Origin of the sequence: Citrobacter sp. T1.2D-1, from assembly GCF_950098555.1 — a bacterium.
Classification (GTDB): Bacteria; Pseudomonadota; Gammaproteobacteria; order Enterobacterales; family Enterobacteriaceae; genus Citrobacter_A; species Citrobacter_A telavivensis.
Genome location: NZ_CATNHH010000045.1, coordinates 213174 through 239791 on the forward strand (window position 1 = coordinate 213174; position 26618 = coordinate 239791).

The 26618-nt window shown below is 53.4% G+C and carries 23 protein-coding genes and 1 pseudogene; 15 read left to right on the top strand and 9 right to left on the bottom strand.

Going from position 1 to position 26618, the window contains the following annotated elements; genetic code table 11:
• Position 1: 1 nt before the first annotated feature.
• The 6 genes from QQZ17_RS20735 to QQZ17_RS20760 all read right to left on the bottom strand — a co-directional run bounded on the left by QQZ17_RS20735 (position 2) and on the right by QQZ17_RS20760 (position 6452).
• Positions 2-331, bottom strand: a complete 330-nt coding sequence (locus QQZ17_RS20735; RefSeq protein ID WP_152405648.1) for a cytochrome o ubiquinol oxidase subunit IV — start codon at positions 329-331, stop codon at positions 2-4.
• Positions 331-945 carry a cytochrome o ubiquinol oxidase subunit III gene (locus QQZ17_RS20740; RefSeq protein WP_103776618.1) on the bottom strand — a complete coding sequence of 205 codons (615 nt, stop codon included), beginning with the start codon at positions 943-945 and terminating at the stop codon, positions 331-333. The genes QQZ17_RS20735 and QQZ17_RS20740 overlap by 1 nt, the downstream gene beginning before the upstream one ends.
• Positions 935-2926 carry a cytochrome o ubiquinol oxidase subunit I gene (gene cyoB / locus QQZ17_RS20745; RefSeq protein WP_152405647.1) on the bottom strand — a complete coding sequence of 664 codons (1992 nt, stop codon included), beginning with the start codon at positions 2924-2926 and terminating at the stop codon, positions 935-937. The genes QQZ17_RS20740 and cyoB overlap by 11 nt, the downstream gene beginning before the upstream one ends.
• A gap of 19 nt (positions 2927-2945) precedes the next feature.
• Complete coding sequence (cyoA, locus tag QQZ17_RS20750) at positions 2946-3893, bottom strand: cytochrome o ubiquinol oxidase subunit II (protein ID WP_152405646.1); 948 nt, start codon at positions 3891-3893, stop codon at positions 2946-2948.
• Positions 3894-4352: 459 nt separating this feature from the next.
• Positions 4353-5828 carry a muropeptide MFS transporter AmpG gene (gene ampG / locus QQZ17_RS20755; protein WP_152406383.1) on the bottom strand — a complete coding sequence of 492 codons (1476 nt, stop codon included), beginning with the start codon at positions 5826-5828 and terminating at the stop codon, positions 4353-4355.
• 45 nt (positions 5829-5873) lie between these two features.
• On the bottom strand, positions 5874-6452 hold the full coding sequence (locus QQZ17_RS20760) for a lipoprotein (RefSeq protein WP_061076642.1): 579 nt from the start codon (positions 6450-6452) through the stop codon (positions 5874-5876).
• A 307-nt stretch (positions 6453-6759) separates the two neighbouring features.
• Here QQZ17_RS20760 and bolA point away from each other — a divergent pair, with 307 nt between their 5' ends.
• The 10 genes and pseudogenes from bolA to QQZ17_RS26505 all read left to right on the top strand — a co-directional run.
• The gene (gene bolA, locus QQZ17_RS20765) at positions 6760-7077 is read left to right on the top strand and encodes a transcriptional regulator BolA (protein WP_042324511.1); all 318 of its coding nucleotides are present in this window, start codon (positions 6760-6762) and stop codon (positions 7075-7077) included.
• 341 nt (positions 7078-7418) lie between these two features.
• Positions 7419-8717, top strand: coding sequence for a trigger factor (gene tig, locus QQZ17_RS20770; RefSeq protein ID WP_152405645.1), 1299 nt, complete (start codon positions 7419-7421; stop codon positions 8715-8717).
• Positions 8718-8962: 245 nt separating this feature from the next.
• A complete protein-coding gene (gene clpP, locus QQZ17_RS20775) occupies positions 8963-9586 on the top strand; it encodes an ATP-dependent Clp endopeptidase proteolytic subunit ClpP (protein WP_002891804.1) in 624 nt (207 codons plus the stop codon).
• Between the two features lie 127 nt (positions 9587-9713).
• On the top strand, positions 9714-10988 hold the full coding sequence (gene clpX / locus QQZ17_RS20780; RefSeq protein ID WP_042324505.1) for an ATP-dependent protease ATP-binding subunit ClpX: 1275 nt from the start codon (positions 9714-9716) through the stop codon (positions 10986-10988).
• Positions 10989-11172: 184 nt separating this feature from the next.
• Positions 11173-13527, top strand: a complete 2355-nt coding sequence (gene lon, locus QQZ17_RS20785; protein ID WP_042285905.1) for an endopeptidase La — start codon at positions 11173-11175, stop codon at positions 13525-13527.
• Positions 13528-13720: 193 nt separating this feature from the next.
• Positions 13721-14008 (top strand): nucleoid-associated protein HU-beta, encoded by a 288-nt coding sequence (hupB, locus tag QQZ17_RS20790; RefSeq protein WP_152754439.1) that lies wholly within the window; start codon positions 13721-13723, stop codon positions 14006-14008.
• Between the two features lie 268 nt (positions 14009-14276).
• Positions 14277-16151 carry a peptidylprolyl isomerase gene (gene ppiD / locus QQZ17_RS20795; RefSeq protein ID WP_152405644.1) on the top strand — a complete coding sequence of 625 codons (1875 nt, stop codon included), beginning with the start codon at positions 14277-14279 and terminating at the stop codon, positions 16149-16151.
• Between the two features lie 150 nt (positions 16152-16301).
• On the top strand, positions 16302-16682 hold the full coding sequence (locus tag QQZ17_RS20800; protein WP_152405643.1) for a helix-hairpin-helix domain-containing protein: 381 nt from the start codon (positions 16302-16304) through the stop codon (positions 16680-16682).
• Between the two features lie 213 nt (positions 16683-16895).
• The gene (gene fadM, locus QQZ17_RS20805) at positions 16896-17294 is read left to right on the top strand and encodes a long-chain acyl-CoA thioesterase FadM (RefSeq protein WP_043001576.1); all 399 of its coding nucleotides are present in this window, start codon (positions 16896-16898) and stop codon (positions 17292-17294) included.
• A gap of 4 nt (positions 17295-17298) precedes the next feature.
• Positions 17299-17460: pseudogene (locus tag QQZ17_RS26505) on the top strand (hypothetical protein); the annotation flags it as partial.
• Here QQZ17_RS26505 and queC read toward each other — a convergent pair.
• Positions 17400-18095, bottom strand: a complete 696-nt coding sequence (gene queC, locus QQZ17_RS20810; protein ID WP_152405642.1) for a 7-cyano-7-deazaguanine synthase QueC — start codon at positions 18093-18095, stop codon at positions 17400-17402. The pseudogene QQZ17_RS26505 and the gene queC overlap by 61 nt on opposite strands.
• 64 nt (positions 18096-18159) lie before the next feature.
• Positions 18160-19860 carry an SgrR family transcriptional regulator gene (locus tag QQZ17_RS20815; RefSeq protein WP_152405641.1) on the bottom strand — a complete coding sequence of 567 codons (1701 nt, stop codon included), beginning with the start codon at positions 19858-19860 and terminating at the stop codon, positions 18160-18162.
• A 99-nt stretch (positions 19861-19959) separates the two neighbouring features.
• Between QQZ17_RS20815 and cof the strand changes: the two genes are divergently transcribed.
• Positions 19960-20778 (top strand): HMP-PP phosphatase, encoded by an 819-nt coding sequence (cof, locus tag QQZ17_RS20820; RefSeq protein WP_152405640.1) that lies wholly within the window; start codon positions 19960-19962, stop codon positions 20776-20778.
• Between the two features lie 46 nt (positions 20779-20824).
• Here the strand turns inward: cof and QQZ17_RS20825 are convergent, their stop codons facing one another.
• Positions 20825-21880 carry a PLP-dependent cysteine synthase family protein gene (locus QQZ17_RS20825; RefSeq protein ID WP_152405639.1) on the bottom strand — a complete coding sequence of 352 codons (1056 nt, stop codon included), beginning with the start codon at positions 21878-21880 and terminating at the stop codon, positions 20825-20827.
• A gap of 112 nt (positions 21881-21992) precedes the next feature.
• Here QQZ17_RS20825 and decR point away from each other — a divergent pair, with 112 nt between their 5' ends.
• From decR to glnK, 4 genes are all read left to right on the top strand, one after another.
• The gene (decR, locus tag QQZ17_RS20830) at positions 21993-22451 is read left to right on the top strand and encodes a DNA-binding transcriptional regulator DecR (protein ID WP_046476416.1); all 459 of its coding nucleotides are present in this window, start codon (positions 21993-21995) and stop codon (positions 22449-22451) included.
• Between the two features lie 45 nt (positions 22452-22496).
• Positions 22497-24269 (top strand): SmdA family multidrug ABC transporter permease/ATP-binding protein, encoded by a 1773-nt coding sequence (locus tag QQZ17_RS20835; protein WP_152405638.1) that lies wholly within the window; start codon positions 22497-22499, stop codon positions 24267-24269.
• A complete protein-coding gene (locus tag QQZ17_RS20840; RefSeq protein WP_152405637.1) occupies positions 24262-26040 on the top strand; it encodes a SmdB family multidrug efflux ABC transporter permease/ATP-binding protein in 1779 nt (592 codons plus the stop codon). Before QQZ17_RS20835 ends, QQZ17_RS20840 begins: the two co-directional genes overlap by 8 nt.
• 223 nt (positions 26041-26263) lie before the next feature.
• Positions 26264-26602, top strand: a complete 339-nt coding sequence (gene glnK / locus QQZ17_RS20845; RefSeq protein ID WP_002891893.1) for a P-II family nitrogen regulator — start codon at positions 26264-26266, stop codon at positions 26600-26602.
• The last annotated feature ends 16 nt before the right edge of the window (positions 26603-26618 follow it).

The following is a 26618-nucleotide window of genomic DNA, read 5'->3' on the forward strand; positions in this document are numbered from 1 at the left end:
CTTAGTGCATCATCATATTGTAGTTGAGGTTCCACATGATCCAGATGGAACCGACAACCAGGATGGCGATGATCAGCACGGTAAAGACAAAGGCCGTCATGTTCCAACCTTCATCAGATTTGCTATTCATGTGCAGGAAGCACACCAGATGCACCAGAATCTGCACCACTGCCATTGCCAGGATAGTCCCCAGAATTACGGCCGGAGAGGCAGCACCCGTCATCACCATCCAGAACGGAATGACCGTCAGGATGATCGACAGGATAAACCCTGTCATGTAGGTTTTTACGCTGCCATGGGACGCGCCGCTGTTCACGTTAGAATGACTCATTACATCGCCCCCATCAGATAAACAACAGTGAACACACAGATCCACACCACATCCAGGAAGTGCCAGAACAGGCTCAGGCACATGATGCGGGTACGGTTGGTGCTGGTCAGGCCGCGACGGGCGACTTGCACCATCAGCACGGCCATCCAGATAAGACCGGAAGTCACGTGCAGACCGTGGGTGCCGACCAGCGCAAAGAACGCTGACAGGAAGCCGCTGCGATCCGGACCCATACCGTTAACAATCAGGTGATGGAATTCATAGATTTCCATCCCGATGAATCCGGCACCGAACAAGAAGGTCAACGCCAGCCAGGAAACCACCTGGCTTTTGTTGTTCTTGTGCATGGCGATCGCCGCCATGCCGTAGGTGATGGAGCTGAACAACAGCAGGAATGTTTCAACCAGAACGAACGGCAGTTCAAAAATGTCCTTACCTGTCGGGCCACCTGCGGTGCCGTTCACCAGAACGGCATAGGTTGCAAACAGAATAGAGAACAGAATGCAGTCGCTCATCAGGTAGATCCAAAATCCGAAGATTTTGGTCTGGCCTGCGTCGTGGTGCCCGTGTTCGTGCGCGTGGGCAGTCGCGTGCGCTAAAGTATCAGTTGCCATTTTTCAGCCCTGCCTTAGAAATCTCATCGAAATGCTGGTTTTCCAGTTTTTCGACTTCCGGGACTGGTACGTAGTAGTCCACGTCCTCGTCAAAGCTTTTCACAATCCAGCTGATGATCATGCCTGCGAAGCTTGCAATCGCCAGCCACCAGATATGCCAGATCATGGCGAAACCAAACAGTGTTGCGAAGGCGGTAATGACGATGCCGGCACCGCTGTTCTTCGGCATATGAATTTCTTCATAGTGCGCAGGCTGCTTGTACGCTTCACCTTTTTCTTTCATTTCCCAGAAGGCATCACGCTCGTGAACGTGTGGCACAATGGCAAAGTTGTAGAACGGCGGTGGAGAAGAGGTTGCCCACTCCAGCGTACGACCACCCCATGGGTCACCGGTCAGGTCACGGTTCTGCTCGCGGTCGCGAATAGAGACGTAGATCTGAATCAGCTGGCACAGGATACCCAGTGCAATCAGCGCGGCACCGCAGGCGGCAACGACCAGCATTGGATGGAACTGAGGGTCAATCTGCTGGCTGAGACGACGGGTCATACCCATAAAGCCCAGCACGTACAGCGGCATAAATGCCACGAAGAAGCCGATGATCCAGAACCAGAATGCGCGTTTACCCCAGGTTTCGTTCAGCGTGAAGCCAAACGCTTTTGGCCACCAGTAGGTCATACCTGCGAAGCAGCCAAATACGACGCCGCCGATGATAACGTTATGGAAGTGCGCAATCAGGAACAGACTGTTGTGCAGTACGAAGTCCGCACCCGGAACCGCCAACAGTACGCCGGTCATACCGCCGACTGAGAAGGTCACGATAAAGCCAATCGTCCACAGCATTGCTGAGTGGAATACGATACGGCCCTGATACATGGTGAACAGCCAGTTGAAGATCTTCACCCCGGTCGGGATGGCGATAATCATGGTGGTAATACCGAAGAAGGCGTTTACGTTAGCGCCTGCACCCATGGTGAAGAAGTGGTGCAGCCAAACAACGAACGACAGAACGGTGATACACACGGTTGCCCACACCAGCGAGGTGTAACCAAACAGACGTTTACGTGAGAAGGTTGCCGCGATTTCGGAGAACACCCCGAAGACCGGCAGAACCAGAATGTACACTTCCGGATGGCCCCAGGCCCAAATCAGGTTGATGTACATCATCATGTTGCCGCCCATATCATTGGTAAAGAAATGGGTACCCAGATAGCGATCCAGGGTCAGCAACGCGACGGTAACCGTCAGGATTGGGAAAGAAGCGATAATCAGGATGTTCGCGCACAGTGATGCCCAGGTAAATACCGGCATCTTGAACATGGTCATTCCTGGCGCACGCATCTTAATGATGGTCACAAAGAAGTTGATACCGGTCAGCGTTGTACCAATACCGGATAGCTGGACTGCCCATATCCAATAATCGACCCCGACGCTGGGACTGTACTCTATTCCCGAGAGCGGCGGATACGCCAGCCAACCGGTCTGTGCGAATTCACCTACGCCCAGAGACAGGTTAACCAGGATTACGCCGACAACGGTGAACCAGAAGCTCAGGTTGTTCAGGAATGGGAACGCAACGTCACGTGCGCCGATCTGCAGCGGAACCACCAGGTTCATCAGACCGATAACGAACGGCATTGCCACGAAGAAGATCATGATCACGCCGTGAGCCGTGAAGATCTGGTCGTAATGGTGAGGTGGCAAGAAGCCCGCTTCACCTGCAGAAGCCAGCGCCTGCTGGCTACGCATCATGATGGCGTCGGCAAAGCCACGAATCAACATGACGATTGCGACGATGACATACATGATGCCAAGGCGTTTGTGGTCAACCGAAGTCAGCCACTCTTTCCACAGGTAGGTCCACTTACCGAAGTAAGTGATTAGGCCCAGTAAGGCCGCACCACCGATGATAATGGCAGCGATCGTAACCATGACAATGGGTTCATGGAACGGCACTGCATCCAGCGTCAATTTTCCGAACATCGTATTCTTCCTCGGCCCCTTAGTGAGCGGATTCCGCGTGGCTCATGTCCATGCCTTCCATGCCTTCGTGTGCGTTGTGCTCACCTTCGGGTTGGGTCATGTCCATGCTCTTACCGTGAGCCATAAATTTGTTAATAACGTCTTTAAACAAATCGGGTTTCACGTTGGAGAAGTATTCCACCTGGTTGTATTCGCTTGGCGCAGCCACTTTCTCGAACGCAGCCATGTCGCTCATGGTGTTCGGTGACTGTTTCGCTTTAGCAACCCATTGGTCGAATGCGGCGCGGTCCTGTGTAGCGATAGCCTTGAATTTCATACCGGAGAAGCCAGGTCCGCTATAGCTTGCGGAGATACCATCATAGGTACCGGCTTCATTGGCGATCAGATGCAGTCGAGTCTGCATACCGGCCATGGCATAAATCTGGCTACCCAGACGTGGGATGAAGAAGGAGTTCATCACGGAGTTGGAGGTCACTTTGAAGTAAACCGGAGTGTTCGCCGGGAAGGCGATTTCATTCACGGTAGCAATGCCCTGTTCCGGGTAGATGAAGAACCATTTCCAGTCCATGGAAACCACTTCGATGGTAATGGGCTTCTCGTCATGCGCCAGCGGCTTGCTTGGCTCAAGAGCGTGAGTGGTTTTCCAGGTCAACACCGCAAGGAAAATAATGATTAAGATAGGCACCGTCCAGACCACAGCTTCCACTTTATTGGAGTGTGACCAGTTCGGGCTATACTTCGCATCTTTATTGCTTGCACGGTACTTCCAGGCAAAACCTACAGCCATCAAGATTGCAGGAATAACGACGATCAACATCAGGCCAAATGCCGTCAGTATCAGTGAACGTTGCTCCAGTCCAATCTGTCCTTTGGGATCTAACAGCGCAGAATTACAGCCACTGAGTAATGCAGTGCCTGCAATTAATGACATCCATCCCAAACTTTTATTGTATTTCCTGAGTCTCATTTAACGACCTCAATTCCACGGGACCTGGTGGCGTTTAAAGTGTGTGGGCATTTTACGGGAAGGTTACATTACTGTAAACATCATTGGATCTGTGTTACCGGGTTCTGCCGCCCGTGTCACATATGTTGCAAGATGTGTCGCCACTACATTAAGAACCTGTTGCAACATCACGTTATAACGAAAGGAGACTTCAGGGAGGTGACAGGAGGGCAATTGGTATAACCAATGCGAAAATAAAACAATTGCTTAACAACTGATTATCAATAAAGAGACAAATTAAATACAAAATATAAATGTGTTCAGGCTGAATCGATCAAGGAAAATAAAACCTATAAAAGGCGTCAATAATTTCCAGATTCTATTGCGCACAAAACAACAAATATTAATTTTTTCAGTTGCTGTTTATTTAGTCGATATAATTACGCAGGGTGATTACAACGGCTAAATAAGAGCGGCAGTTTACACCAGTCGCGTTTTGCGCAGCGCCAGATAGTCGAGCAATCCGCCAAACACGATGCCGAAAATGGCGACAGATAACGCGATTTCCAGTAATCCTGCGAGGAAGGAGAAGTTAGTAAAGTCCAGCGCGTTCATCGACAGGAGCAGCAGCCAGACGGCGAGCAACGCACATCCTGTCATCAGGATCCATAATGCCAGACTGTAGGCTGAACGGAACTCTGTGCGCGGCAGGAAACTTTCGCTCTGTCGCGTGTACTCCAGCGTTTGCCGACACACCAACAGCAATAGCAGACCCGGAACGGCCGCCACAACCGAGAAAAGATAAAATGTCGACCAGCCGTGGGCTTCGACAAACCAGCCGGCAACCGGACCAACATAGACGCGCCCCACGGCAGAAAGTGCCGACAACAGGGCAAACTGGGTGGCGGAAAACGACTTATTACACAGCGTCATCAGCAGCGCGACAAACGCCGACGTGCCCATTCCCCCGCACAGGTTTTCGAAAAACACGGCGGCAGCCATGCTGAACATGTGTTTGTCCGTCACCGAAAGGAGCCAGTATCCGGTGTTAGAGACGCCCTGCAGGATGCCGAAAAGCAGCAACGCGCGAAACAGCGTCAAACGTTGCATCAATACCCCGCCGTACAGCGCGCCAATAATGGTGGCAATCAATCCCAGCGTTTTATTGACGACGCCGACTTCACCGGCGTCGAAGCCAACGCCACGAATCAAAAAGGTGGTGGTCAGGGTCATCGCGAAGGCATCACCCAGCTTATAAAGGATGATGAGCAGCAAAATCAGCCAGGCGTTGTTGCGACCAAAGAAATCGCGCAGCGGGGCGGCCACTGCCTGTTCCAGCGTTTTTGGCACTGGAATAGTGTCAGTCGGTTCGGGAGCGAGCAGCGTGGAAATAATGCAGGGGATCAGAAATGCCGCCATCAGCCAGTACATGCCCTGCCAGCCGAGCCAGCGGTCGGCCATCCACAGTGCCAGTCCGCCGGACACCAGCATCCCGAGACGGTAGCCGAGCACGCTGATTGCCGCACCGGTTCCGCGCTCTTCTGCGGTTAAGACGTCCGTTTTCCAGGCGTCAAACACGATGTCCTGCGAGGCCGAGCAAAAGGCAATCACTACCGCCAGCGCTGCCATCCAGCGTAACTGGGTTCCCGGTTCCAGAAAGCCCATTGCGGCGATGGAAATCAGTAAGAGACATTGTGTCGTCAGTAACCATCCGCGCCGACGGCCTAAAAAGGGCGGCGTGTAACGGTCCATGACCGGAGACCAGAGAAACTTAAAGACATAGGCCTGACCGACCAGCGAAAAGAAACCGATGGTTTTCAGGTCGATATTTTCGACGGTCATCCACGCCTGAAGCGTACCGGAGGTGAGTGCGAGCGGCAGACCGGAGGCAAAGCCTAGCATCAGCAAAATGGCTGATTTCGGTTGCTGAAAAATGCGTAAGTAATGATTGGACATGGGCATGAAAACTGACCCGGCGAGGTGCCGGGTCAGTAGACGGAATTAACGCGCGTTTTGCTTGATGAAATCGTGGACGCTGGTGTCCTGAGACATGTCAGCGATAGTGTCGGTCAGGACGCTGTTAACCGCGTTAGCGATATTCTTGTTGGTGGCCTGGAAAGCCCCTTCAACAGAGTAGCTGGCACGGTAGTTTTTGGTCATCTTGTTGCCATTCGCTGCGGTGGCGATGATAGCGATATCCGCTTTGGTCGCGATGTTGTAGCGAACGTTGCCCTGAGATACGTCGGCATACAGCTGGTTCACGATAATCTGCAGGTTGACCGCACCGTTCGGGCCTACCATATAACCGCGGGAGGTCATCTGTTTTTCCAGTACTTCTTGTAACAGGAAGCGCAGATCGCGAGAAGCGGTCAGCGTGACCAGTTGATTGTCGCGGGTCACTTTCGCCAGCGCCTGGTCCGGACGCTGATCGGCGCCGTTGATGCTGACGGTCACACCCATCAGACTGGGATCCTGCTGCGGAAGCGTGATTTTAGGCGAAACGTCAATCGTGGTTGGCGGTGTCGCACAGCCTGCCAGCATGAAAAGCGCGATTAACGGGAAGAGGATTTTTTTTAGCATGTTCGTGTTCTCAGTAACTCTGAATCATATGGATAGAGAATAATTTCCGCCATCATAACATCGCCAACGGCGAGGGGAAGTGGGTAACGTATGTAAATTCATCATGTTGTCCGAATAATGAGGTGACAGGGATTAAATTTGGGGTTTATGCCATCGACCAAAGGGTTGAATCAGTAAACTTCATCGCTTTGACAGCGAAAATCAGACGAAGGCTAAATTTTTGTTGTAATGGTGTAATGGAACCGGTAAAAGCGGCTAATATTTAAAGGGATGGGTGACATCTCAGCGCCGTTTGAGGAGATATATCATGATGATACGTGAGCAAATAGAAGAAAAATTAAGGGCAGCGTTCCAACCCGTGTTCCTCGAAGTCGTGGATGAAAGCTATCGTCACAATGTCCCGGCTGGTTCAGAAAGCCATTTTAAAGTCGTTCTGGTTAGCGATCGCTTTACCGGCGAGCGTTTTTTGAATCGTCATCGGATGATCTACGGTACGTTAACCGCAGAACTGTCCACAACGGTCCATGCGCTGGCGCTACATACCTATACCATTAAAGAATGGGAAGGATTGCAGGATACGATCTTTGCGTCGCCACCGTGTCGTGGAGCGGGAAGCATCGCTTAAAAACGCATTTGCAACCGCTGGCGTTTTTCCAGTATGTTGCTAAAGATTATGTGAAAACGGCCTGCGGGCCGTTTTGTTTTGTCTGAATTTTGCACTGGTCAGACCCTTTTCAGGGCAAAAATAGCCGGGAATTGTGAAAAATGCCGCAGCAACGCGCAATAACCGTTCTCGACTCATAAAAGTGATGCCGCTATAATGCCGCGTCTTATTTGAATGTCTTCGGGATGATTCTGACGACAGGGAATGTGATTGATTAAGAGAACATCCCGGTTCCGCGAAGCTAATAATCTGTGCTTGCGGAGTAGAGTTGACCGAGCACTGTGATTTTTTGAGGTAACAAGATGCAAGTTTCAGTTGAAACCACTCAAGGCCTTGGCCGCCGTGTAACGATTACTATCGCTGCTGACAGCATCGAGACCGCTGTTAAAAGCGAGCTGGTCAACGTAGCGAAGAAAGTACGTATTGACGGCTTCCGTAAAGGCAAAGTACCGATGAATGTTGTTGCTCAGCGTTATGGCGCGTCTGTTCGCCAGGACGTTCTGGGTGACCTGATGAGCCGCAACTTCGTTGATGCCATCATCAAAGAAAAAATCAATCCAGCGGGTGCACCGAACTACGTTCCGGGCGAATACAAACTGGGTGAAGACTTCACCTACGCGGTTGAATTCGAAGTCTATCCGGAAGTTGAACTGACCGGTCTGGACGCAATCGAAGTTGAAAAACCGGTTGTTGACGTTACCGACGCCGATGTTGACGTGATGCTGGACACTCTGCGTAAGCAGCAGGCGACCTGGAAAGATAAAGACGGCGCTGCGGATGCAGAAGACCGCGTCACCCTCGACTTTACTGGTTCTGTAGACGGCGAAGAGTTCGAAGGCGGTAAAGCGTCTGATTTCGTACTGGCAATGGGCCAGGGTCGTATGATCCCGGGCTTTGAAGACGGTATCAAAGGTCACAAAGCAGGCGAAGAGTTCACCATCGACGTGACCTTCCCGGAAGACTACCACGCTGAAAACCTGAAAGGTAAAGCGGCGAAATTTGCCATTAACCTGAAGAAAGTGGAAGAGCGTGAGCTGCCGGAACTGACTGAAGAATTCATCAAACGTTTCGGCGTTGAAGATGGTTCTGTTGCCGGTCTGCGTGCTGAAGTGCGTAAAAACATGGAACGCGAGCTGAAAGGCGCAGTGCGTAACCGTGTTAAAACTCAGGCCATCGACGGTCTGGTGAAAGCGAACGACATCGACGTTCCTGCTGCTCTGATCGACAGCGAAATCGACGTTCTGCGTCGTCAGGCTGCTCAGCGTTTCGGCGGTAACGAGAAACAAGCTCTGGAACTGCCGCGTGAACTGTTCGAAGAACAGGCTAAGCGTCGCGTAGTGGTTGGTTTGCTGCTGGGCGAAGTGATTCGTACCAATGAACTGAAAGCGGATGAAGATCGCGTGAAGGGCCTGATCGAAGAGATGGCTTCTGCTTACGAAGATCCGAAAGAAGTGATCGAGTTCTACAGCAAAAATAAAGAGCTGATGGACAACATGCGCAACGTCGCTCTGGAAGAACAGGCTGTTGAAGCGGTTCTGGCGAAAGCGAAAGTGACTGAAAAAGCCACGACCTTCAATGAGCTGATGAACCAGCAGGCGTAATTCCGCTTAATCGCGCGAAATTCGCACAAAGGCCCGTCACCGTCAGGTGGCGGGTCTTTTTTTTGTCACGACTTTTGCATGGAAGAGTGCGAAAAAGCGTTTTTCGGTGTTAGCGTTAAAGCAAAAGATTGTTATGCTTGAATTATGGCGATGCCGTACCCATAACAGAGGGACTAGCTGATAATCCGTCCATAAGGTTACAATCGGTACAGCAGGTTTTTTCATTTTTTATCCAGGAGACGGAAATGTCATACAGCGGCGAACGAGATAACTTTGCACCCCATATGGCGCTGGTGCCGATGGTCATTGAACAGACCTCACGTGGTGAGCGCTCTTTTGATATCTACTCTCGTCTACTTAAGGAACGTGTCATTTTTCTGACCGGCCAGGTCGAAGATCATATGGCTAACCTGATTGTGGCGCAGATGCTGTTCCTGGAAGCGGAAAACCCGGAAAAAGATATCTACCTGTACATTAACTCTCCGGGTGGCGTGATCACCGCAGGCATGTCGATTTATGACACCATGCAGTTTATTAAGCCAGACGTCAGCACCATCTGTATGGGCCAGGCGGCCTCGATGGGCGCGTTCTTGCTGACAGCCGGGGCGAAAGGTAAACGTTTCTGCCTGCCGAACTCCCGCGTTATGATTCACCAGCCGTTGGGTGGTTACCAGGGTCAGGCAACAGATATTGAAATTCACGCCCGTGAAATCCTGAAAGTAAAAGGGCGTATGAACGAACTTATGGCACACCATACGGGTCAATCTCTTGAGCAGATTGAACGTGATACTGAGCGCGATCGCTTCCTCTCTGCCGCTGAGGCAGTTGAGTATGGCTTAGTCGACTCGATTTTGACCCATCGTAATTGATGCCCGGGGCGCAACTCTGCCGCTATACTTACCAGGGGCGGCACAACGCGACAAAGCGAGTTGCGCCTGAGAATGGCATTTTGCGTCGTCGTGTGCGGCACAAAGAACAAAGAAGAGGTTTTGACTCATGACAGATAAACGCAAAGATGGCTCGGGCAAATTGTTGTACTGCTCTTTTTGCGGCAAAAGCCAGCATGAAGTGCGTAAGCTCATCGCCGGTCCATCCGTGTATATCTGCGATGAATGTGTCGATTTGTGTAACGACATCATTCGCGAAGAGATTAAGGAAGTTGCACCGCATCGTGAACGCAGTGCGCTGCCGACGCCACACGAAATTCGTAACCACCTTGACGATTACGTCATTGGTCAGGAACAGGCGAAGAAAGTGCTGGCGGTCGCGGTATACAACCACTACAAACGTCTGCGCAATGGCGACACCAGCAATGGCGTCGAATTGGGCAAAAGTAACATTCTGCTGATCGGCCCGACCGGTTCCGGTAAAACGCTGTTGGCGGAAACGCTGGCGCGTCTGCTGGACGTCCCGTTCACGATGGCGGATGCCACCACGCTGACCGAAGCGGGTTACGTGGGTGAAGACGTTGAGAACATTATTCAGAAACTGTTGCAGAAGTGCGACTACGATGTGCAGAAGGCACAGCGTGGTATCGTCTATATCGATGAAATTGATAAGATTTCCCGCAAGTCTGACAACCCGTCGATTACCCGTGACGTTTCCGGCGAAGGCGTACAGCAGGCGCTGCTGAAACTGATCGAAGGGACGGTTGCCGCCGTTCCGCCGCAGGGTGGACGTAAACATCCGCAACAGGAATTCTTGCAGGTAGATACCTCTAAGATCCTGTTTATCTGTGGCGGCGCATTTGCCGGTCTGGATAAAGTGATCGCCAACCGCGTTGAAACCGGCTCCGGCATTGGCTTTGGCGCGACGGTGAAAGCGAAATCCGACAAGGCCAGCGAAGGCGAACTGCTCTCGCAGGTAGAACCGGAAGATTTGATCAAGTTCGGTCTGATTCCTGAGTTCATCGGTCGTCTGCCGGTCGTGGCGACGCTGAGTGAACTGAGCGAAGAAGCGCTGATCCAGATCCTGAAAGAGCCGAAAAACGCCCTGACCAAGCAGTATCAGGCGTTGTTCAACCTCGAAGGCGTTGACCTGGAATTCCGCGACGAAGCGCTGGATGCGATTGCCCGCAAAGCGATGGCGCGTAAAACCGGTGCCCGTGGTCTGCGTTCCATCGTAGAAGCCGCGCTGTTGGATACCATGTACGATCTGCCTTCAATGGAAGACGTCGAAAAAGTGGTGATTGATGAGTCGGTGATCGGCGGTCAGAGCAAGCCATTACTGATTTACGGTAAGCCGGAAGCGCAGCAGGCATCTGGTGAATAATTAACCAATTCATACAATCAGTTAATCAGAAAGGGGGGATTTTATCTCCCCTTTTATTTTTCCGTAAACATGGCGTTGAATGTGTGGGAAACATCCCCATATACTGACATACATGTTAAAGGTGGCGTGAAGCACAGCTATGCCATCTGATTACCTGGCGGACACTAAACTAAGAGAGAGCTCTATGAATCCTGAGCGTTCTGAACGCATTGAAATCCCCGTATTGCCGTTGCGCGATGTGGTGGTTTATCCGCACATGGTCATACCCTTGTTTGTAGGGCGGGAAAAATCTATCCGTTGTCTGGAAGCGGCTATGGACCATGATAAAAAAATCATGCTGGTCGCCCAGAAAGAAGCATCAACGGATGAGCCGGGTGTAAACGATCTTTTCACCGTCGGGACCGTGGCCTCTATTTTGCAGATGCTGAAATTGCCTGACGGCACCGTCAAAGTGCTGGTCGAGGGGTTACAGCGTGCGCGTATTTCTGCGCTGTCTGATAACGGCGAGCACTTCTCTGCGAAAGCGGAATATCTTGATTCGCCTGCTATTGATGAGCGCGAACAGGAAGTGCTGGTACGGACGGCTATTAGTCAGTTCGAAGGCTATATCAAGCTGAACAAGAAAATCCCACCAGAAGTGCTGACGTCGCTCAATAGCATCGACGATCCGGCGCGCCTGGCGGACACCATCGCGGCCCATATGCCGTTGAAGTTAGCGGATAAACAGTCCGTGCTGGAAATGTCAGACGTGAACGAGCGTCTGGAGTATCTGATGGCGATGATGGAGTCCGAAATCGATCTGTTGCAGGTTGAGAAGCGTATTCGCAACCGCGTGAAAAAGCAGATGGAGAAATCTCAGCGTGAGTACTATCTGAATGAGCAGATGAAGGCGATTCAGAAAGAACTCGGTGAAATGGACGACGCGCCGGACGAAAACGAAGCGCTGAAGCGTAAGATCGACGCGGCGAAAATGCCGAAAGAGGCGAAAGAGAAAGCCGAAGCTGAACTACAGAAGCTGAAAATGATGTCTCCGATGTCGGCTGAAGCGACCGTCGTGCGTGGCTATATCGACTGGATGGTACAGGTGCCGTGGAATGCGCGTAGCAAGGTCAAAAAAGACCTGCGTCAGGCGCAGGAAATCCTCGATACCGACCATTACGGTCTGGAACGTGTGAAAGACCGCATCCTTGAGTATCTCGCGGTACAAAGCCGTGTAAACAAAATCAAGGGACCGATCCTGTGCCTGGTGGGACCGCCGGGGGTGGGTAAAACCTCTCTGGGTCAGTCCATCGCTAAAGCGACCGGGCGTAAATACATCCGTATGGCGCTGGGCGGCGTGCGTGATGAAGCGGAAATTCGTGGTCACCGTCGGACGTATATCGGTTCTATGCCGGGTAAACTGATCCAGAAAATGGCCAAAGTGGGCGTTAAAAACCCGCTGTTCCTGCTTGATGAGATCGACAAAATGTCTTCTGACATGCGTGGCGATCCGGCATCCGCACTGCTTGAGGTGCTGGATCCTGAGCAGAACGTGGCGTTCAGCGATCATTACCTGGAAGTGGACTACGATCTCAGCGACGTGATGTTTGTAGCGACCTCCAACTCCATGAACATTCCGGCACCGCTGCTGGATCGTATGGAAGTGATCCGTCTGTCCGGTTATACCGAAGACGAGAAGCTGAACATTGCCAAGCAGCATCTGCTGCCGAAACAGATCGAACGTAATGCGCTGAAGAAAGGTGAACTGACGGTCGACGACAGCGCCATTATCGGCATTATTCGTTACTACACCCGTGAAGCTGGCGTGCGTAGTCTGGAGCGTGAAATCTCCAAACTGTGCCGTAAAGCGGTTAAGCAGTTGCTGCTGGATAAGTCACTGAAACATATTGTGATCAATGGCGATAACCTGCACGACTACCTGGGCGTACAGCGCTTTGACTATGGTCGTGCGGATAATGAAAACCGTGTCGGCCAGGTGACCGGTCTGGCGTGGACGGAGGTGGGCGGCGACCTGTTGACCATCGAAACCGCCTGCGTACCGGGCAAAGGCAAGCTGACCTACACCGGTTCGCTGGGTGAAGTGATGCAGGAATCCATCCAGGCAGCGCTGACCGTAGTACGCGCGCGCGCGGAAAAACTGGGTATTAATCCGGACTTTTACGAAAAACGCGATATTCACGTTCACGTACCAGAAGGGGCGACGCCGAAAGACGGTCCGAGCGCTGGTATTGCGATGTGTACCGCGCTGGTTTCCTGTCTGACCGGCAACCCGGTGCGTGCTGATGTGGCGATGACCGGTGAGATCACCCTGCGTGGTCAGGTACTGCCGATCGGTGGGTTAAAAGAAAAACTTCTGGCTGCACACCGTGGTGGTATTAAAACGGTCTTAATTCCAGATGAAAACAAACGCGACCTGGAAGAGATTCCGGACAATGTTATTGCCGATTTGGACATCCATCCGGTGAAACGCATTGAAGAGGTTTTGACCCTCGCTTTGCAAAATGAACCCTCTGGAATGCAGGTTGTGACGGCAAAATAGTGACCTCGCGCAAAGAGCACTAATAAAAACAGGGCTGGCAGGCCATTTCGTACTTGCCAGCCTTTTTTTGTATAGCTAATTTAGATGACGGATTGGGCTTGCCATCATTATCGGGTGTTGTAAGGGCATGGCAGGCCTGATATAACTGCTGCGCGGTCGTACTTTGAAGGACTCAGGTGCGATATAAATTATAATGAGGAAGAGAAGAGTGAATAAATCTCAACTGATCGACAAAATTGCTGCAGGGGCTGATATCTCCAAAGCTGCGGCTGGGCGTGCGTTAGACGCAATTATTGCTTCTGTTACCGAATCTCTGAAAGAAGGGGATGACGTTGCGCTGGTAGGTTTTGGTACTTTTGCTGTTAAAGAGCGTGCTGCCCGTACTGGTCGCAACCCGCAAACAGGTAAAGAGATCGCCATTGCTGCCGCCAAAGTACCTGGTTTCCGTGCAGGTAAAGCACTGAAAGACGCAGTAAACTAAGCGTGATCCCCTTCCGGGGACAGGACTCAGTACAAGGGCGCATCAACTGATGTGCCTTTTTTATTTTTGCAGCGATTTTATACACGTTGTGGGCTGACAATTGCCCCCGTTTCTTGTCACAATAGACCTTTATGCGCAGTGTTCAGGAAACGCTATGCTGCGTAATGCGTATATACACAAAGATATTCACGTTGCATCGGGCCAGTTCATGACGAAGCAGCCTGAATGATGCAGTGTATAGTCACCTACAGCGGAGTGTGGTTACACCATGATGGACAGCTTACGCACGGCTGCAAACAGTCTCGTGCTCAAGATTATTTTCGGAATCATTATCGTGTCGTTCATTCTGACCGGCGTGAGTGGTTACCTGATTGGCGGAGGCAACAACTACGCCGCTAAAGTGAATGACCAGGAAATCAGCCGTGGGCAGTTTGAGAATGCGTTCAACAGCGAACGTAATCGCATGCAGCAGCAGTTGGGCGATCGGTATTCTGAGCTCGCGGCGAACGAAGGTTACATGAAAACGCTGCGCCAGCAGACGCTCAATCGTTTGATTGATGAAGCGCTGCTTGACCAGTATGCCCGCGAACTCAAACTGAGTATCAGCGACGAACAGGTGAAACAGGCCATTCTCTCCACGCCGGCATTCCAGGTGGACGGCAAGTTTGATAACAACCGCTACAACGCGATTGTGAATCAGATGGGGATGACCGCTGACCAGTATGCGCAGGCGCTACGTAATCAACTGACCACTCAACAACTCATCAGCGGCGTCGCAGGCACCGATTTCATGCTCAAAGGCGAGACCGATGAACTGGCGGCGCTGGTCTCTCAGCAGCGTATCGTCCGTGAAGCCACGATTGACGTTAACGCGCTTGCTGCAAAGCAGTCGGTGACGGACCAGGAAGTGGCCAGCTATTATGAGCAGAACAAAAATAGCTTCATGACCCCGGAACAGTTCCGCGTCAGCTACATCAAGCTGGATGCGGCGTCGATGCAAAAGCCGGTGAGTGATGAAGATATTCAGTCTTATTACGATCAGCACCAGGATCAGTTCACGCAGGCGCAGCGTAACCGTTACAGCATCATCCAGACCAAAACGGAAGATGAAGCGAAAGCGGTGCTGGACGCGCTGAACAAAGGCGGTGACTTTGCTGCTCTGGCGAAAGAAAAATCTGCCGATATCATCTCTGCCCGCAACGGCGGCGATATGGGCTGGCTGGAAGAAGCCACCACCCCGGATGAACTGAAAAATGCTGGACTGAAAGAGAAAGGTCAGCTTTCTGGCGTCATTAAATCCTCTGTTGGCTTCCTGGTCGTACGTCTGGACGACATTCAGCCGGCAATTGTGAAGCCGCTGAACGACGTTCGCGATGATATCGCCGCGAAAGTGAAACAGGAAAAAGCGCTGGATGCTTACTTTGCCTTACAGCAGAAAGTGAGCGACGCGGCGAACAATGACACGGAATCTCTGGCCGGTGCCGAACAGGCGGCTGGTGCGAAAGCGGTACAAACTGGCTGGTTCAGCCACGACAACCTGCCGGAAGAGCTGAATTTCAAACCGGTATCTGACGCCATTTTTGATGGTGCTCTGTTGGGGGAAAACGGCGCGCCGGGCAGAAACTCCGATATCATCACCGTGGATGGTGACCGCGCGTTTGTCCTGCGTATCAGTGAGCACAAGGCAGAAGCCGTGAAGCCGCTGTCTGAAGTGAAAGATCAGGTTACGGCGCTGGTTAAGCACAACAAAGCAGAGCAGCAGGCTAAACTGGATGCGGAAAAACTGTTGGTTGAGCTGAAGGCCGGTAAAGGCGCTGAAGCAATGAAAGCCGCAGGTCTGAGCTTTGGCGAGTCTAAAACGCTGAGTCGTACGGGTCAGGATCCGGTTAGCCAGGCGGCGTTTGGTCTGAGCCTGCCGGCGAAGGACAAGCCGAGTTATGGCGTTGCCAACGATATGCAGGGCAATGTGGTTCTGTTGGCGCTGGACGACGTGAAAGCGGGTTCGATGCCGGAAGAGCAGAAGAAAGCGATGGTTCAGGGGATCACCCAGAACAATGCGCAGATTGTCTTTGAAGCGCTGATGAGTAACCTGCGCAAAGCGGCGAAAATTAAAATCGGCGATGCAATGGATCAGCAGCCGTAATCGTCGAGGCTTCTCGCAAATCATTGCACTACCGTTGCAACTCCTGAAGGCCGCTTTCGCGGCCTTTTCCATTTCTGAAATTTGCCATTTGTTCGTTGGGTTTCGCCTCGCTATCGTGATTCCACTGTTAACAAACAAGGAGAAAACAGTATGAAACATGGAATCAAAGCGTTGCTTATCACTCTTTCATTTGCCTGCGCAGGTATGACGCAAAGCTCGCTGGCGGCGACATCGACAGCGGCTGCGAAAAGCGCGGTGGTGGAGACTAACGCGCAAGCACCGGCCGCAGGGCAAAACAAAGCCGCTGTTCCGGCGAAAGCCGGCGCCGAGGAGGGCACCAGGGTTAGTATTAATACCGCGTCGGCAGAGGAGCTGGCACGGGCGATGAATGGCGTTGGTCTGAAGAAAGCGCAGGCGATAGTCAGCTACCGTGAGGAATACGGCCCGTTTAAAACGGTGGAGGATCTCAAGCAGGTGCCGGGGATGGGAAATTCGCTGGTAGAACGTAATCTGTCAATTTTAACACTTTAATAACTTGCGCAGTGGCAAAAATTTGCCAGGATAAGAGAGGTCATACCAGTTATGGCCTCTCTACTCATGTCTTTCAAGCTACAGATGCGTTGGCTACGTTCGTTCGCGAGTCACTTACTTTAGTAAGCTCATCGGGACTCACTGACTTGCCGCCTTTTTGCAACTGGAAATCCATAGAGTACATTCTTATAAAAAACGTAAGGTTTCTGCGCTATGCAAACACAGATTAAAGTTCGTGGTTATCATCTTGATGTCTATCAGCACGTGAATAATGCCCGCTACCTTGAGTTCCTGGAGGAAGCGCGCTGGGATGGCCTGGAGAGCAGCGATAGCTTTCAATGGATGACTGCCCACAATATCGCCTTCGTGGTGGTCAATATTAATATCAACTATCGTCGCCCGGCGGTGCTGAGTGACCTGCTGACCGTCACCAGTCAGGTACAACAGCTAAACGGGAAAAGCGGTATTTTGAGTCAGGTGATTACGCTGGAGCCTGAAGGGCAGGTGGTGGCCGATGCGCTCATTACGTTCGTCTGTATCGATCTGAAATCGCAAAAAGCGCTGCCGCTGGAAGGGGAGTTACGCGAAAAACTGGAACAGATGGTGAAGTAACGTCTTATTGCCTGATGGCACTGCGCTTATCAGGCCGACATGTTCATCGCGTGTTGCGAGTAGGCCGGATAAGGTGCCAGCACCGCCATCCGGCGAAACCCACACCTACTTCAGCCCGGTTTTTTGCTTCATTGCGGCCATCACGGCCGGTTTATCCGCCAGATAATGATTCAGGCCATTTGCACGCAGATTACAGGCCGCACAGTGGCCGCAACCGTCACCCTTAATGCCGTTGTAGCAGGTCAGCGTTTGTTCACGCACCAGATCCAGCTTGCCCCAATAGTCTGCCAGCGCCCAGGTTTCAGCTTTATCAAGCCACATCAGCGGCGTTTCAAAGCGGATATCCTTCGCCATCCCTAGTTTGATCGCATGATTCAGCGCTTCGACAAAATCATTACGGCAGTCAGGGTAACCAGAAAAGTCGGTCTCACAGACGCCGGTAATCACCGCTTCCGCTTTCACCTGATAAGCATAAATCGCCGCCAGAGTCAGAAACAGAATATTGCGTCCAGGGACAAAGGTGTTAGGGATCCCATCGGCATCCGGTTCGTAATCCGGAACCGGGATGTTGTCACGGGTCAGACTGCTGACGGCCAGTTCACTCAGCAGCGTCACATCCAGTACTTTGCGCGCGCGCGCGCCCAGATTCAGAGCCAGATCACGTGCAACATCAATCTCTGCGCGATGGCGTTGACCATAATCAAAGGTCACGCAATGCACTTCATCATACTGATGCAGCGCCTGCACCAGACAGGTGGTGGAGTCCTGACCTCCACTAAATACTACGACGGCACGTTTCATGGTTTGTCCTGATCATTCACAAAAACGTTATGGTAGCGCCAGAGTTGCGCCTCGACCAGCTTCTTCACGATGCCGGTGGCGGCAGCCAGGCTTCAGTGAACTCAAACCAGCCACGCGGGTTCAGGCGCACTCCGTTCACGCCCGGCGGCGCGCTGATGCGATAGTGATAGTTAAACAGCGGCGTCAGCGTGGCGTCATTCATCAGGCTGGCGAAAACTTGTTGTAGTGCGGCAAAACGATGTTCCTCTTCTGGTCTGTTTTGCAACGCATCCAGCGTGGCCTGAAGATGCGAGAACGTCGGTGCATCAAGCACGTGCGGCCAGAGCGAATCGCAACGCAACCACTGTTCGAGAGTATATTCGGGCGCTTCGCCAATCAGTCGGTCTCCCATCATCAGATCCGCTTCGGCAAGCTGTTGACAGCCATCCCAGGTTTTCGCGTTATGAAAAACCAGCGTCAGTTCGCAACCGAGGGTTGCCAGCGTATGGCGCAGACGTTCTGCCATGGTATGCAGTTCCACCGGCAGGTGATAAACCAGCGTCATTTTTTTCGGCAGCTCAACCTCTTCCAGCCCCTCCCACTGCGGGATGGCCCAACCAGGCAACAGTTCATTACAGGGCGTAATCAGGTTTTCCCTCACATCCAGCGTTTGCAGCAGCGAAGAACGATGGATGAGGCTTACCAGCCGACGAGCCTGTAGTGGCGTCAGACGAGGGCTCTTTTTCAGCGTGAGATAGCAAAAACCGAGGCTGATGCCGGTGCTCACCGGGCTTACCGTCGCGAGCTCTTCGGGTTTGCCAATGGTTATCTGCACCGGATGGCGACAGCTGGTACCCAGATCCTGCGCAAAAAGCTGGGGGGTTATCCAGTACTCAATGGCTTTCAACAACGGATGTGCGAGATGGTAATGGTCGTGGCTTTCCAGACGTACCAGCTCAGGCGTGAATAGAGTCAGGCGAAAAGGACCTGTTCCTATGATGGGGTGCTCTGGATGCGCCAGCAGGCTGCCGTAGCTTGCCAGCCGATGCGCCAGCCAGAAATCCGGGCGGTGCAGGATAAACGTCAGACACTGAGGATGCGTCACCTCAATATGCTTTACGCTGATAAACAGCCGGTTCAACGCCGGGAGTTCGCGCAACATCAGCAGCCGCTGATGCAATTGTGCGGTCTCTACCGCGTCGCCATTGTGCCAGAACAGCGTCGAGCGAATATAGAAGTCCCAGCGCAAGCCGTCGGCGGAGATGTCCCAATGGTGGGCTAAATCCCCGCAGGGAAGCTGCGTCTGGCTGTCAAAGCGCGTCAGACCGGAGAAAATCTGCCCCGCCAAATGCTGCTCGGCACGCCCTGGAAGAAAACCGGGATGTAGCGGATCAAGCTGGCGGTAATAGGGAATACGCAGCGTTGGCGTATCGTTTTGCCATTGACCGCCCATAAAGGGCTGCAGCATCGCCCGCAGTTCACCGGGCGCCAGTTGCGCCAGTTCCAGTACGCTAAGCTGTTGACCCTTTTCCAGCGCCTGTTCCATCATCGCGGTGCGCAATGATTCCGGGGTCACCAGAAATCGCAGGTGTCCGCGCTTTCCGCGTCCGGACTGCGCTTCCCAGATCAGCCAGCCAGACTCCTGCGCCTGGCGTAACAACGTGCGGACGTGCCGCTCGCTACAGAAGCAGCGTTCAGCCAGTTCTCCGACGGTCACGTTCTGCGGTTCGCCGTTAGACGGCTGCCAGAGTCGCTGGTATTGATTAAGCCGATTGAGAAGTCGCATATAAACCCGGAACAATTCCTTTTATCTATTCACTATTACTTCCGTATATATCAGGTGATACTCAATCACAAGTTAATCCGTCACAGAGTGGAGAAAGAGATGGCACGCCTGGCTGCATTTGATATGGATGGCACCCTGCTGATGCCGAATCACCTTTTGGGTGATGAAACGCTTTCGACTCTGGCGCGTTTACGCGAACGCGATATTACCCTGACGTTTGCCACCGGGCGTCATGTGCTGGAAATGCGCCATATTCTCGGCACCTTTTCACTCGATGCTTTTCTGATTACCGGTAACGGGACGCGCATCCACTCGCTGGAAGGCGAGGTACTGCATCGTCAGGATCTGGATCCAGCGGTTGCGGAGATAGTCTTGCATCAGCGCTGGGACACGCGGGCGAGCATGCATGTCTTTAACGATAATGGCTGGTTTACCGGGCAAGAGATCCCCGAGATGCTACATGCTCACGTTTACAGCGGATTTCGCTATCAGATCGTGGATGTCGCGCGCATCCCGGCTGATCGGGTGACCAAAGTCTGCTTCTGTGGCGATCACGACGATCTGACGCGGTTGAAAATTCAGCTTGAAGAGGTGTTAGGCGCGCGAGCCCATCTTTGCTTCTCGGCGGTCGATTGCCTGGAAGTGCTGCCGGTAGGCTGTAACAAAGGTTCTGCGCTGGAGGTACTGAGCGGACATCTGGGCCTGTCGCTGGCCGAATGTATGGCGTTTGGCGACGCCATGAACGATCGCGAAATGCTCGGTAGCGTCGGCCGTGGCCTGATCATGGGCAATGCCATGCCGCAACTTATTGCTGAACTTCCCCATTTACCGGTGATTGGTCATTGTCGCAATCAGGCGGTATCACACTTTTTGACACATTGGCTGGACTATCCAAATCTACCTTATTCCCCCGAATGAGAGACCCTACCAGCACCGGGCGTATGCCCGGTTTTTTTTATTTGATTTAATTCACATTCAACAACCGGGCCAGCTCCGCTTTCCACGCTGTGAGATCGCCAATATGGGCGCTCACCCATTCGGCATGGTAGTAGGTGTCCAGATAGCGCTCGCCGCTGTCGCACAGCAGCGTCACCAGCGAACCGGTTTGCCCGGCTTCACGCATACGGGCGGCGAGTTGCAGCATGCCCCACATGTTGGTGCCCGTTGAGGCCCCCACTTTGCGGCCCAGTTGCGTTTCCAGCCAGTGCGCGGTCGCCACGCTGGCGGCATCAGGTACGCGCAGCATCTCATCGACCACGTCGGCAATAAATGACGGTTCAACACGCGGACGCCCAATCCCCTCAATTTTACTGCCGACAGGGCTACGCAGCGTGGCGTCACGCGACTGCCAGAAAGACAGGAAAACCGAGTTTTCCGGGTCCACCACCATCAGTTGCGTATCGTAACCCTGGCAGCGAATGTAGCGACCAATGGTCGCAGAGGTCCCGCCGGTTCCGGCGCTCATGACAATGTGTTTCGGGACGGGATGCGGCTCGCACTGCATCTGGCGGAAGATGCTGTCGGCGATATTGTTATTACCCCGCCAGTCGGTGGCGCGTTCGGCATAGGTGAACTGATCCATATAATGACCATTCAACTCGCGCGCCAGCTGTTCTGAGGCGGCATAAATCTCGCAGGCGCTGTCCACGAAATGGCAACGACCGCCGTAAAATTCAATCTGTTCGATTTTCCGTTTTGCCGTGCAGGCGGGCATGACGGCAATAAACGGCAGTCCCAGCAGGCGGGCAAAATAGGCTTCGGACACGGCCGTTGACCCGGAAGAGGATTCGATAATGGTTGTTCCTTCTTTAATCCAGCCGTTGCACAGCCCATAGAGGAACAGCGAACGCGCCAGCCGGTGCTTCAGGCTACCGGTCGGGTGGGTGCTTTCATCTTTCAGATAGAGTTGGATACCCGGAAATGCGGGTAACGGCAGGCGGATGAGATGTGTGTCAGCCGAGCGCTGATAATCCGCGTTAATCTCATTGATGGCATTTTTTACCCAGGTGCTGTTCATCATTAATATCCATTTGTCATTTTGTGCCAAGAGTAACGAAAAGCACGGAAAAAATTGTTGCCATTTAGCCTTTAAAATAGAATAGAAGGAGAAAATTCTTCTCTGAGGTGCCGGTATGCTAGATAAAATTGACCGTAAGCTGCTCTCCTTGTTGCAGCAGGACTGCACCCTCTCTTTGCAGGCGCTGGCGGATGCCGTTAATCTGACCACCACCCCCTGCTGGAAGCGCCTCAAACGGCTGGAGGATGATGGCATTCTGGTTGGCAAAGTCGCGCTGCTGGACCCGGAAAAACTGGGCCTGGGGTTAACGGCCTTTGTGCTCATCAAAACCCAGCATCATAGCAGTGACTGGTATTGCCGCTTCGTGACGGTGGTCAGTGAGATGCCGGAGGTGCTGGGCTTCTGGCGTATGGCTGGGGAGTACGACTACCTGATGCGGGTTCAGGTTGCCGACATGAAGCGCTATGACGACTTCTACAAACGTCTGGTAAACAGCGTTCCCGGTCTGTCGGACGTCACATCGAGCTTTGCCATGGAACAGATTAAATACACAACTGCACTGCCAATCGAATAACTCTCCCGGCACGATTTGCCGGAAAATCAGGTCAGGACATATTACGTGCGATTATTTGCTCAATTAAGCTGGTATTTTCGCCGGGAGTGGCGTCGCTACCTCGGGGCGGTTGCCTTGCTTATCATCATCGCTATTTTGCAACTCATTCCGCCAAAAGTCGTCGGTATTGTGGTGGATGGCGTGTCCACGCAACACTTTACGCCGCAACAGATAATGATGTGGATTGGCACCATCGCTCTGATTGCCGTCGTGGTCTATCTGCTGCGCTACGTCTGGCGCGTGCTGCTGTTTGGCGCCTCTTACCAACTGGCGGTAGAGTTGCGCGAAGATTACTACCGCCAGCTCAGTCGTCAGCATCCTGAATTTTATCTGCGCCACCGCACCGGTGATTTAATGGCCCGCGCCACCAATGACGTCGACCGCGTGGTCTTTGCCGCAGGGGAAGGGGTTTTAACGCTGGTGGATTCGCTGGTGATGGGCTGCGCGGTGCTGATCGTGATGTCCACGCAGATCAGCTGGCAGCTCACGCTGTTTGCACTGCTGCCGATGCCGGTGATGGCGCTGATGATCAAGCGCTACGGCGATCGTCTGCATGACCGTTTCAGATTAGCGCAGGCGGCATTCTCCAGTCTCAACGATCGTACTCAGGAGAGCCTGACCAGCATTCGCATGATCAAAGCGTTTGGTCTGGAGGATCGGCAGTCCGCGCTGTTTGCCGCTGACGCGGAAGATACGGGGAAGAAAAACATGCGCGTGGCGCGCATCGATGCCCGCTTTGATCCGACGATTTATATCGCCATCGGGACGGCGAACCTGCTGGCTATCGGCGGCGGCAGCTGGATGGTGGTGCAAGGTTCGCTGACGCTGGGACAGTTGACCAGTTTTATGATGTACCTCGGGTTGATGATTTGGCCGATGCTGGCGCTGGCGTGGATGTTTAACATCGTGGAGCGCGGCAGTGCGGCTTACGGTCGTATTCGCGCGATGCTGGCCGAAGCGCCGGTGGTGGACGATGGTAGCGAACCGGTGCCGGAAGGGCGGGGGGAACTGGCGGTGGCGATCCGTGAGTTTAGCTACCCGCAAACCACACATCCGACGCTGGAAAACGTCAACTTTCGACTTGAAGCCGGACAGATGCTGGGTATCTGCGGGCCAACCGGCGCGGGTAAAAGTACCGTGTTGTCGTTGATTCAGCGCCATTTCGATATCACCCAGGGGGAGATCCGCTTTCATGATATCCCCCTGTCACGCCTGCAACTGGACAGCTGGCGCAGCCGGCTGGCGGTAGTTAGTCAAACGCCATTTCTGTTTTCGGATACCGTGGCCAACAACATTGCGCTGGGCTGCCCCAGCGCCACACAGCAGGATATTGAACACGTGGCGCGCTTAGCCAGCGTGCATGAGGATATTCTCCGCCTGCCGCAGGGATACGACACCGAAGTTGGCGAGCGCGGCGTGATGCTCTCCGGCGGTCAGAAACAGCGTATCTCGATTGCGCGGGCGCTACTGTTGAATGCCGAAATCCTGATCCTGGATGACGCACTGTCGGCGGTGGACGGGCGAACGGAGCACCAGATCCTGCACAATCTGCGCCAGTGGGGAGAAGGGCGAACGGTGATCATCAGCGCGCATCGCCTTTCGGCGCTGACCGAAGCGAGCGAAATTATCGTGATGCAGCATGGGCATATCGCTCAGCGCGGCGATCACGAAGCGCTGGTGCAGCAGACGGGCTGGTATCGCGATATGTACCGCTATCAGCAACTGGAAGCGGCGCTCGATGATGTGCCGGAAAAAGACGAGGAGGCGGCAAATGCGTAGTTTTGGGCAGTTATGGCCGACCCTCAAACGCCTGCTGGCCTATGGTTCTGTGTGGCGAAAACCGTTAGGCATTGCGGTGATTATGCTGTGGGTCGCGGCGGCTGCGGAAGTCAGTGGTCCGCTGCTGATCAGCTACTTTATCGACAATATGGTGGCAAAAAATAACCTGCCGCTGGGGATGGTGGTCGGGCTGATTGCCGCCTATCTTGGGCTGCAGGTTCTCGCTGCCAGTCTGCACTATGCTCAGTCGCTGCTGTTTAACCGCGCGGCGGTCGGTGTGGTGCAGCAATTGCGTACCGACGTGATGGATGCCGCGCTGCGCCAGCCGTTGAGTGAATTTGACATTCAGCCCGTCGGGCAGCTTATTTCGCGCGTGACGAACGATACCGAAGTGATCCGCGATTTGTATGTCACGGTGGTGGCGACGGTTCTGCGCAGCGCAGCGCTGATTGGCGCGATGCTGGTGGCGATGTTCAGTCTCGACTGGCGCATGGCGCTGGTGGCAATTCTTATCTTCCCGGCGGTGCTGGTGGTGATGATTATCTATCAGCGTTACAGCACGCCGATTGTCCGCCGCGTGCGGGCTTATCTCGCCGATATTAACGACGGCTTCAACGAAGTCATCAACGGTATGAGCGTGATCCAGCAGTTTCGCCAGCAGGCGCGATTTGGTGAACGTATGGGAGAAGCCAGCCGCTCACATTATCTGGCGCGCATGCAGACGCTGCGTTTAGACGGTTTTTTATTGCGGCCTCTGCTGAGCCTGTTTTCCGCGCTCATTCTCTGTGGCCTGTTGATGCTGTTCAGTTTTACGTCGGCAGGGACAATTGAAGTCGGGGTGCTCTACGCCTTTATCAGTTACCTGGGACGCCTGAATGAACCGCTGATCGAACTGACCACTCAACAGTCGATGCTGCAACAGGCGGTGGTAGCAGGGGAGCGCGTGTTTGAACTGATGGACGGGCCGCGCCAGCGTTATGGGCAGGACTCGCGTCCGCTGGCGTCCGGGCAGATTGACGTCGAGGATGTGTCGTTTGCCTATCGCGACGATAATCTGGTGCTGCAAAATGTCAGCCTTTCCGTGCCGTCCCGCAGTTTTGTCGCGCTGGTGGGGCATACCGGCAGCGGTAAAAGTACTCTCGCCAGCCTGTTGATGGGCTATTACCCGCTGAGTCAGGGGGAAATTCGCCTTGATGGGCGTCCATTACGTTCGCTGAGCCACAGCGCACTGCGTCAGAGTGTAGCAATGGTGCAGCAGGATCCGGTGGTAATGGCGGATTCCTTCCTGGCGAACGTGACGCTGGGGCGAGATATCTCCGAAGAGCAGGTGTGGCAGGCGCTGGAGACGGTGCAACTGGCGGAACTGGCGCGCGGGATGAGTGAAGGTATTCATACGCAACTTGGTGAGCAGGGGAATAATCTCTCTGTCGGGCAGAAACAGCTGCTGGCGCTGGCGCGAGTGCTGGTGGCAACGCCGCAGATCCTGATCCTCGACGAAGCGACCGCCAGCATCGATTCGGGCACCGAGCAGGCCATTCAGCACGCGCTGGCGGCCGTGCGTGAACACACCACGCTGGTGGTGATTGCGCACCGGCTGTCGACCATTGTGGAGGCAGACACCATTCTGGTGCTTCATCGTGGACAGGCCGTAGAACGCGGTACCCATCAACAGCTGCTTGCGGCGCAGGGGCGCTACTGGCAGATGTATCAGCTCCAGCTTGCCGGCGAAGAGCTGGCGGCAAGCGTGCGTGAGGAATCGCTTCCCGCCTGATGCACCGGCGTTGCCGGGCCGCTTCGGCGGTGGTGCAAAAATGTAACGCATCATGCACTGTCATGGTGCGTTTTTCTTTTCCCGCTCCATTTCCCTTTCTGAATCGCCCGCCAGACGGCCTGTAGAACAGACACTGACTCCGCTTTTTCAATTCTGGCATACCCCTTGCAATACCTCTGTCGTGTAGTCGCACCACATGCCGAATTCTGACTGGAGGGGATCTATGAAGCTGGTTACCGTGGTAATCAAACCGTTCAAACTGGAAGACGTTCGCGAAGCGCTCTCTTCTATTGGTATTCAAGGGCTGACCGTCACCGAAGTAAAAGGGTTCGGACGTCAGAAGGGTCATGCCGAGTTATATCGGGGTGCAGAGTACAGCGTCAACTTCCTGCCTAAAGTGAAGATTGATGTGGCCATTGCCGACGACCAACTGGATGAAGTGATCGATGTCATCAGCAAGGCGGCCTATACCGGAAAAATTGGCGACGGCAAAATTTTCGTCGCGGAGCTGCAACGCGTCATTCGTATTCGCACCGGCGAAGCCGACGAAGCGGCGCTGTAAAGCCTGGCACACAGTA

Excerpts from the sequence above, each read along its gene's own strand:
- glnK (WP_002891893.1), top strand. The coding sequence starts at position 26,264 with ATGAAGCTGGTTACCGTGGTAATCAAACCGTTCAAACTGGAAGACGTT.
- tig (WP_152405645.1), top strand. The coding sequence starts at position 7,419 with ATGCAAGTTTCAGTTGAAACCACTCAAGGCCTTGGCCGCCGTGTAACG.
- ppiD (WP_152405644.1), top strand. The coding sequence starts at position 14,277 with ATGATGGACAGCTTACGCACGGCTGCAAACAGTCTCGTGCTCAAGATT.
- cof (WP_152405640.1), top strand. The coding sequence starts at position 19,960 with ATGGCACGCCTGGCTGCATTTGATATGGATGGCACCCTGCTGATGCCG.
- cyoB (WP_152405647.1), bottom strand. The coding sequence starts at position 2,926 with ATGTTCGGAAAATTGACGCTGGATGCAGTGCCGTTCCATGAACCCATT.
- lon (WP_042285905.1), top strand. The coding sequence starts at position 11,173 with ATGAATCCTGAGCGTTCTGAACGCATTGAAATCCCCGTATTGCCGTTG.
- clpP (WP_002891804.1), top strand. The coding sequence starts at position 8,963 with ATGTCATACAGCGGCGAACGAGATAACTTTGCACCCCATATGGCGCTG.
- hupB (WP_152754439.1), top strand. The coding sequence starts at position 13,721 with ATGAGGAAGAGAAGAGTGAATAAATCTCAACTGATCGACAAAATTGCT.
- decR (WP_046476416.1), top strand. The coding sequence starts at position 21,993 with ATGCTAGATAAAATTGACCGTAAGCTGCTCTCCTTGTTGCAGCAGGAC.
- fadM (WP_043001576.1), top strand. The coding sequence starts at position 16,896 with ATGCAAACACAGATTAAAGTTCGTGGTTATCATCTTGATGTCTATCAG.
- QQZ17_RS20735 (WP_152405648.1), bottom strand. The coding sequence starts at position 331 with ATGAGTCATTCTAACGTGAACAGCGGCGCGTCCCATGGCAGCGTAAAA.
- QQZ17_RS20760 (WP_061076642.1), bottom strand. The coding sequence starts at position 6,452 with ATGCTAAAAAAAATCCTCTTCCCGTTAATCGCGCTTTTCATGCTGGCA.
- ampG (WP_152406383.1), bottom strand. The coding sequence starts at position 5,828 with ATGTCCAATCATTACTTACGCATTTTTCAGCAACCGAAATCAGCCATT.
- bolA (WP_042324511.1), top strand. The coding sequence starts at position 6,760 with ATGATGATACGTGAGCAAATAGAAGAAAAATTAAGGGCAGCGTTCCAA.
- QQZ17_RS20825 (WP_152405639.1), bottom strand. The coding sequence starts at position 21,880 with ATGATGAACAGCACCTGGGTAAAAAATGCCATCAATGAGATTAACGCG.
- QQZ17_RS20815 (WP_152405641.1), bottom strand. The coding sequence starts at position 19,860 with ATGCGACTTCTCAATCGGCTTAATCAATACCAGCGACTCTGGCAGCCG.
- QQZ17_RS20800 (WP_152405643.1), top strand. The coding sequence starts at position 16,302 with ATGAAACATGGAATCAAAGCGTTGCTTATCACTCTTTCATTTGCCTGC.
- clpX (WP_042324505.1), top strand. The coding sequence starts at position 9,714 with ATGACAGATAAACGCAAAGATGGCTCGGGCAAATTGTTGTACTGCTCT.
- cyoA (WP_152405646.1), bottom strand. The coding sequence starts at position 3,893 with ATGAGACTCAGGAAATACAATAAAAGTTTGGGATGGATGTCATTAATT.
- queC (WP_152405642.1), bottom strand. The coding sequence starts at position 18,095 with ATGAAACGTGCCGTCGTAGTATTTAGTGGAGGTCAGGACTCCACCACC.
- QQZ17_RS20840 (WP_152405637.1), top strand. The coding sequence starts at position 24,262 with ATGCGTAGTTTTGGGCAGTTATGGCCGACCCTCAAACGCCTGCTGGCC.
- QQZ17_RS20740 (WP_103776618.1), bottom strand. The coding sequence starts at position 945 with ATGGCAACTGATACTTTAGCGCACGCGACTGCCCACGCGCACGAACAC.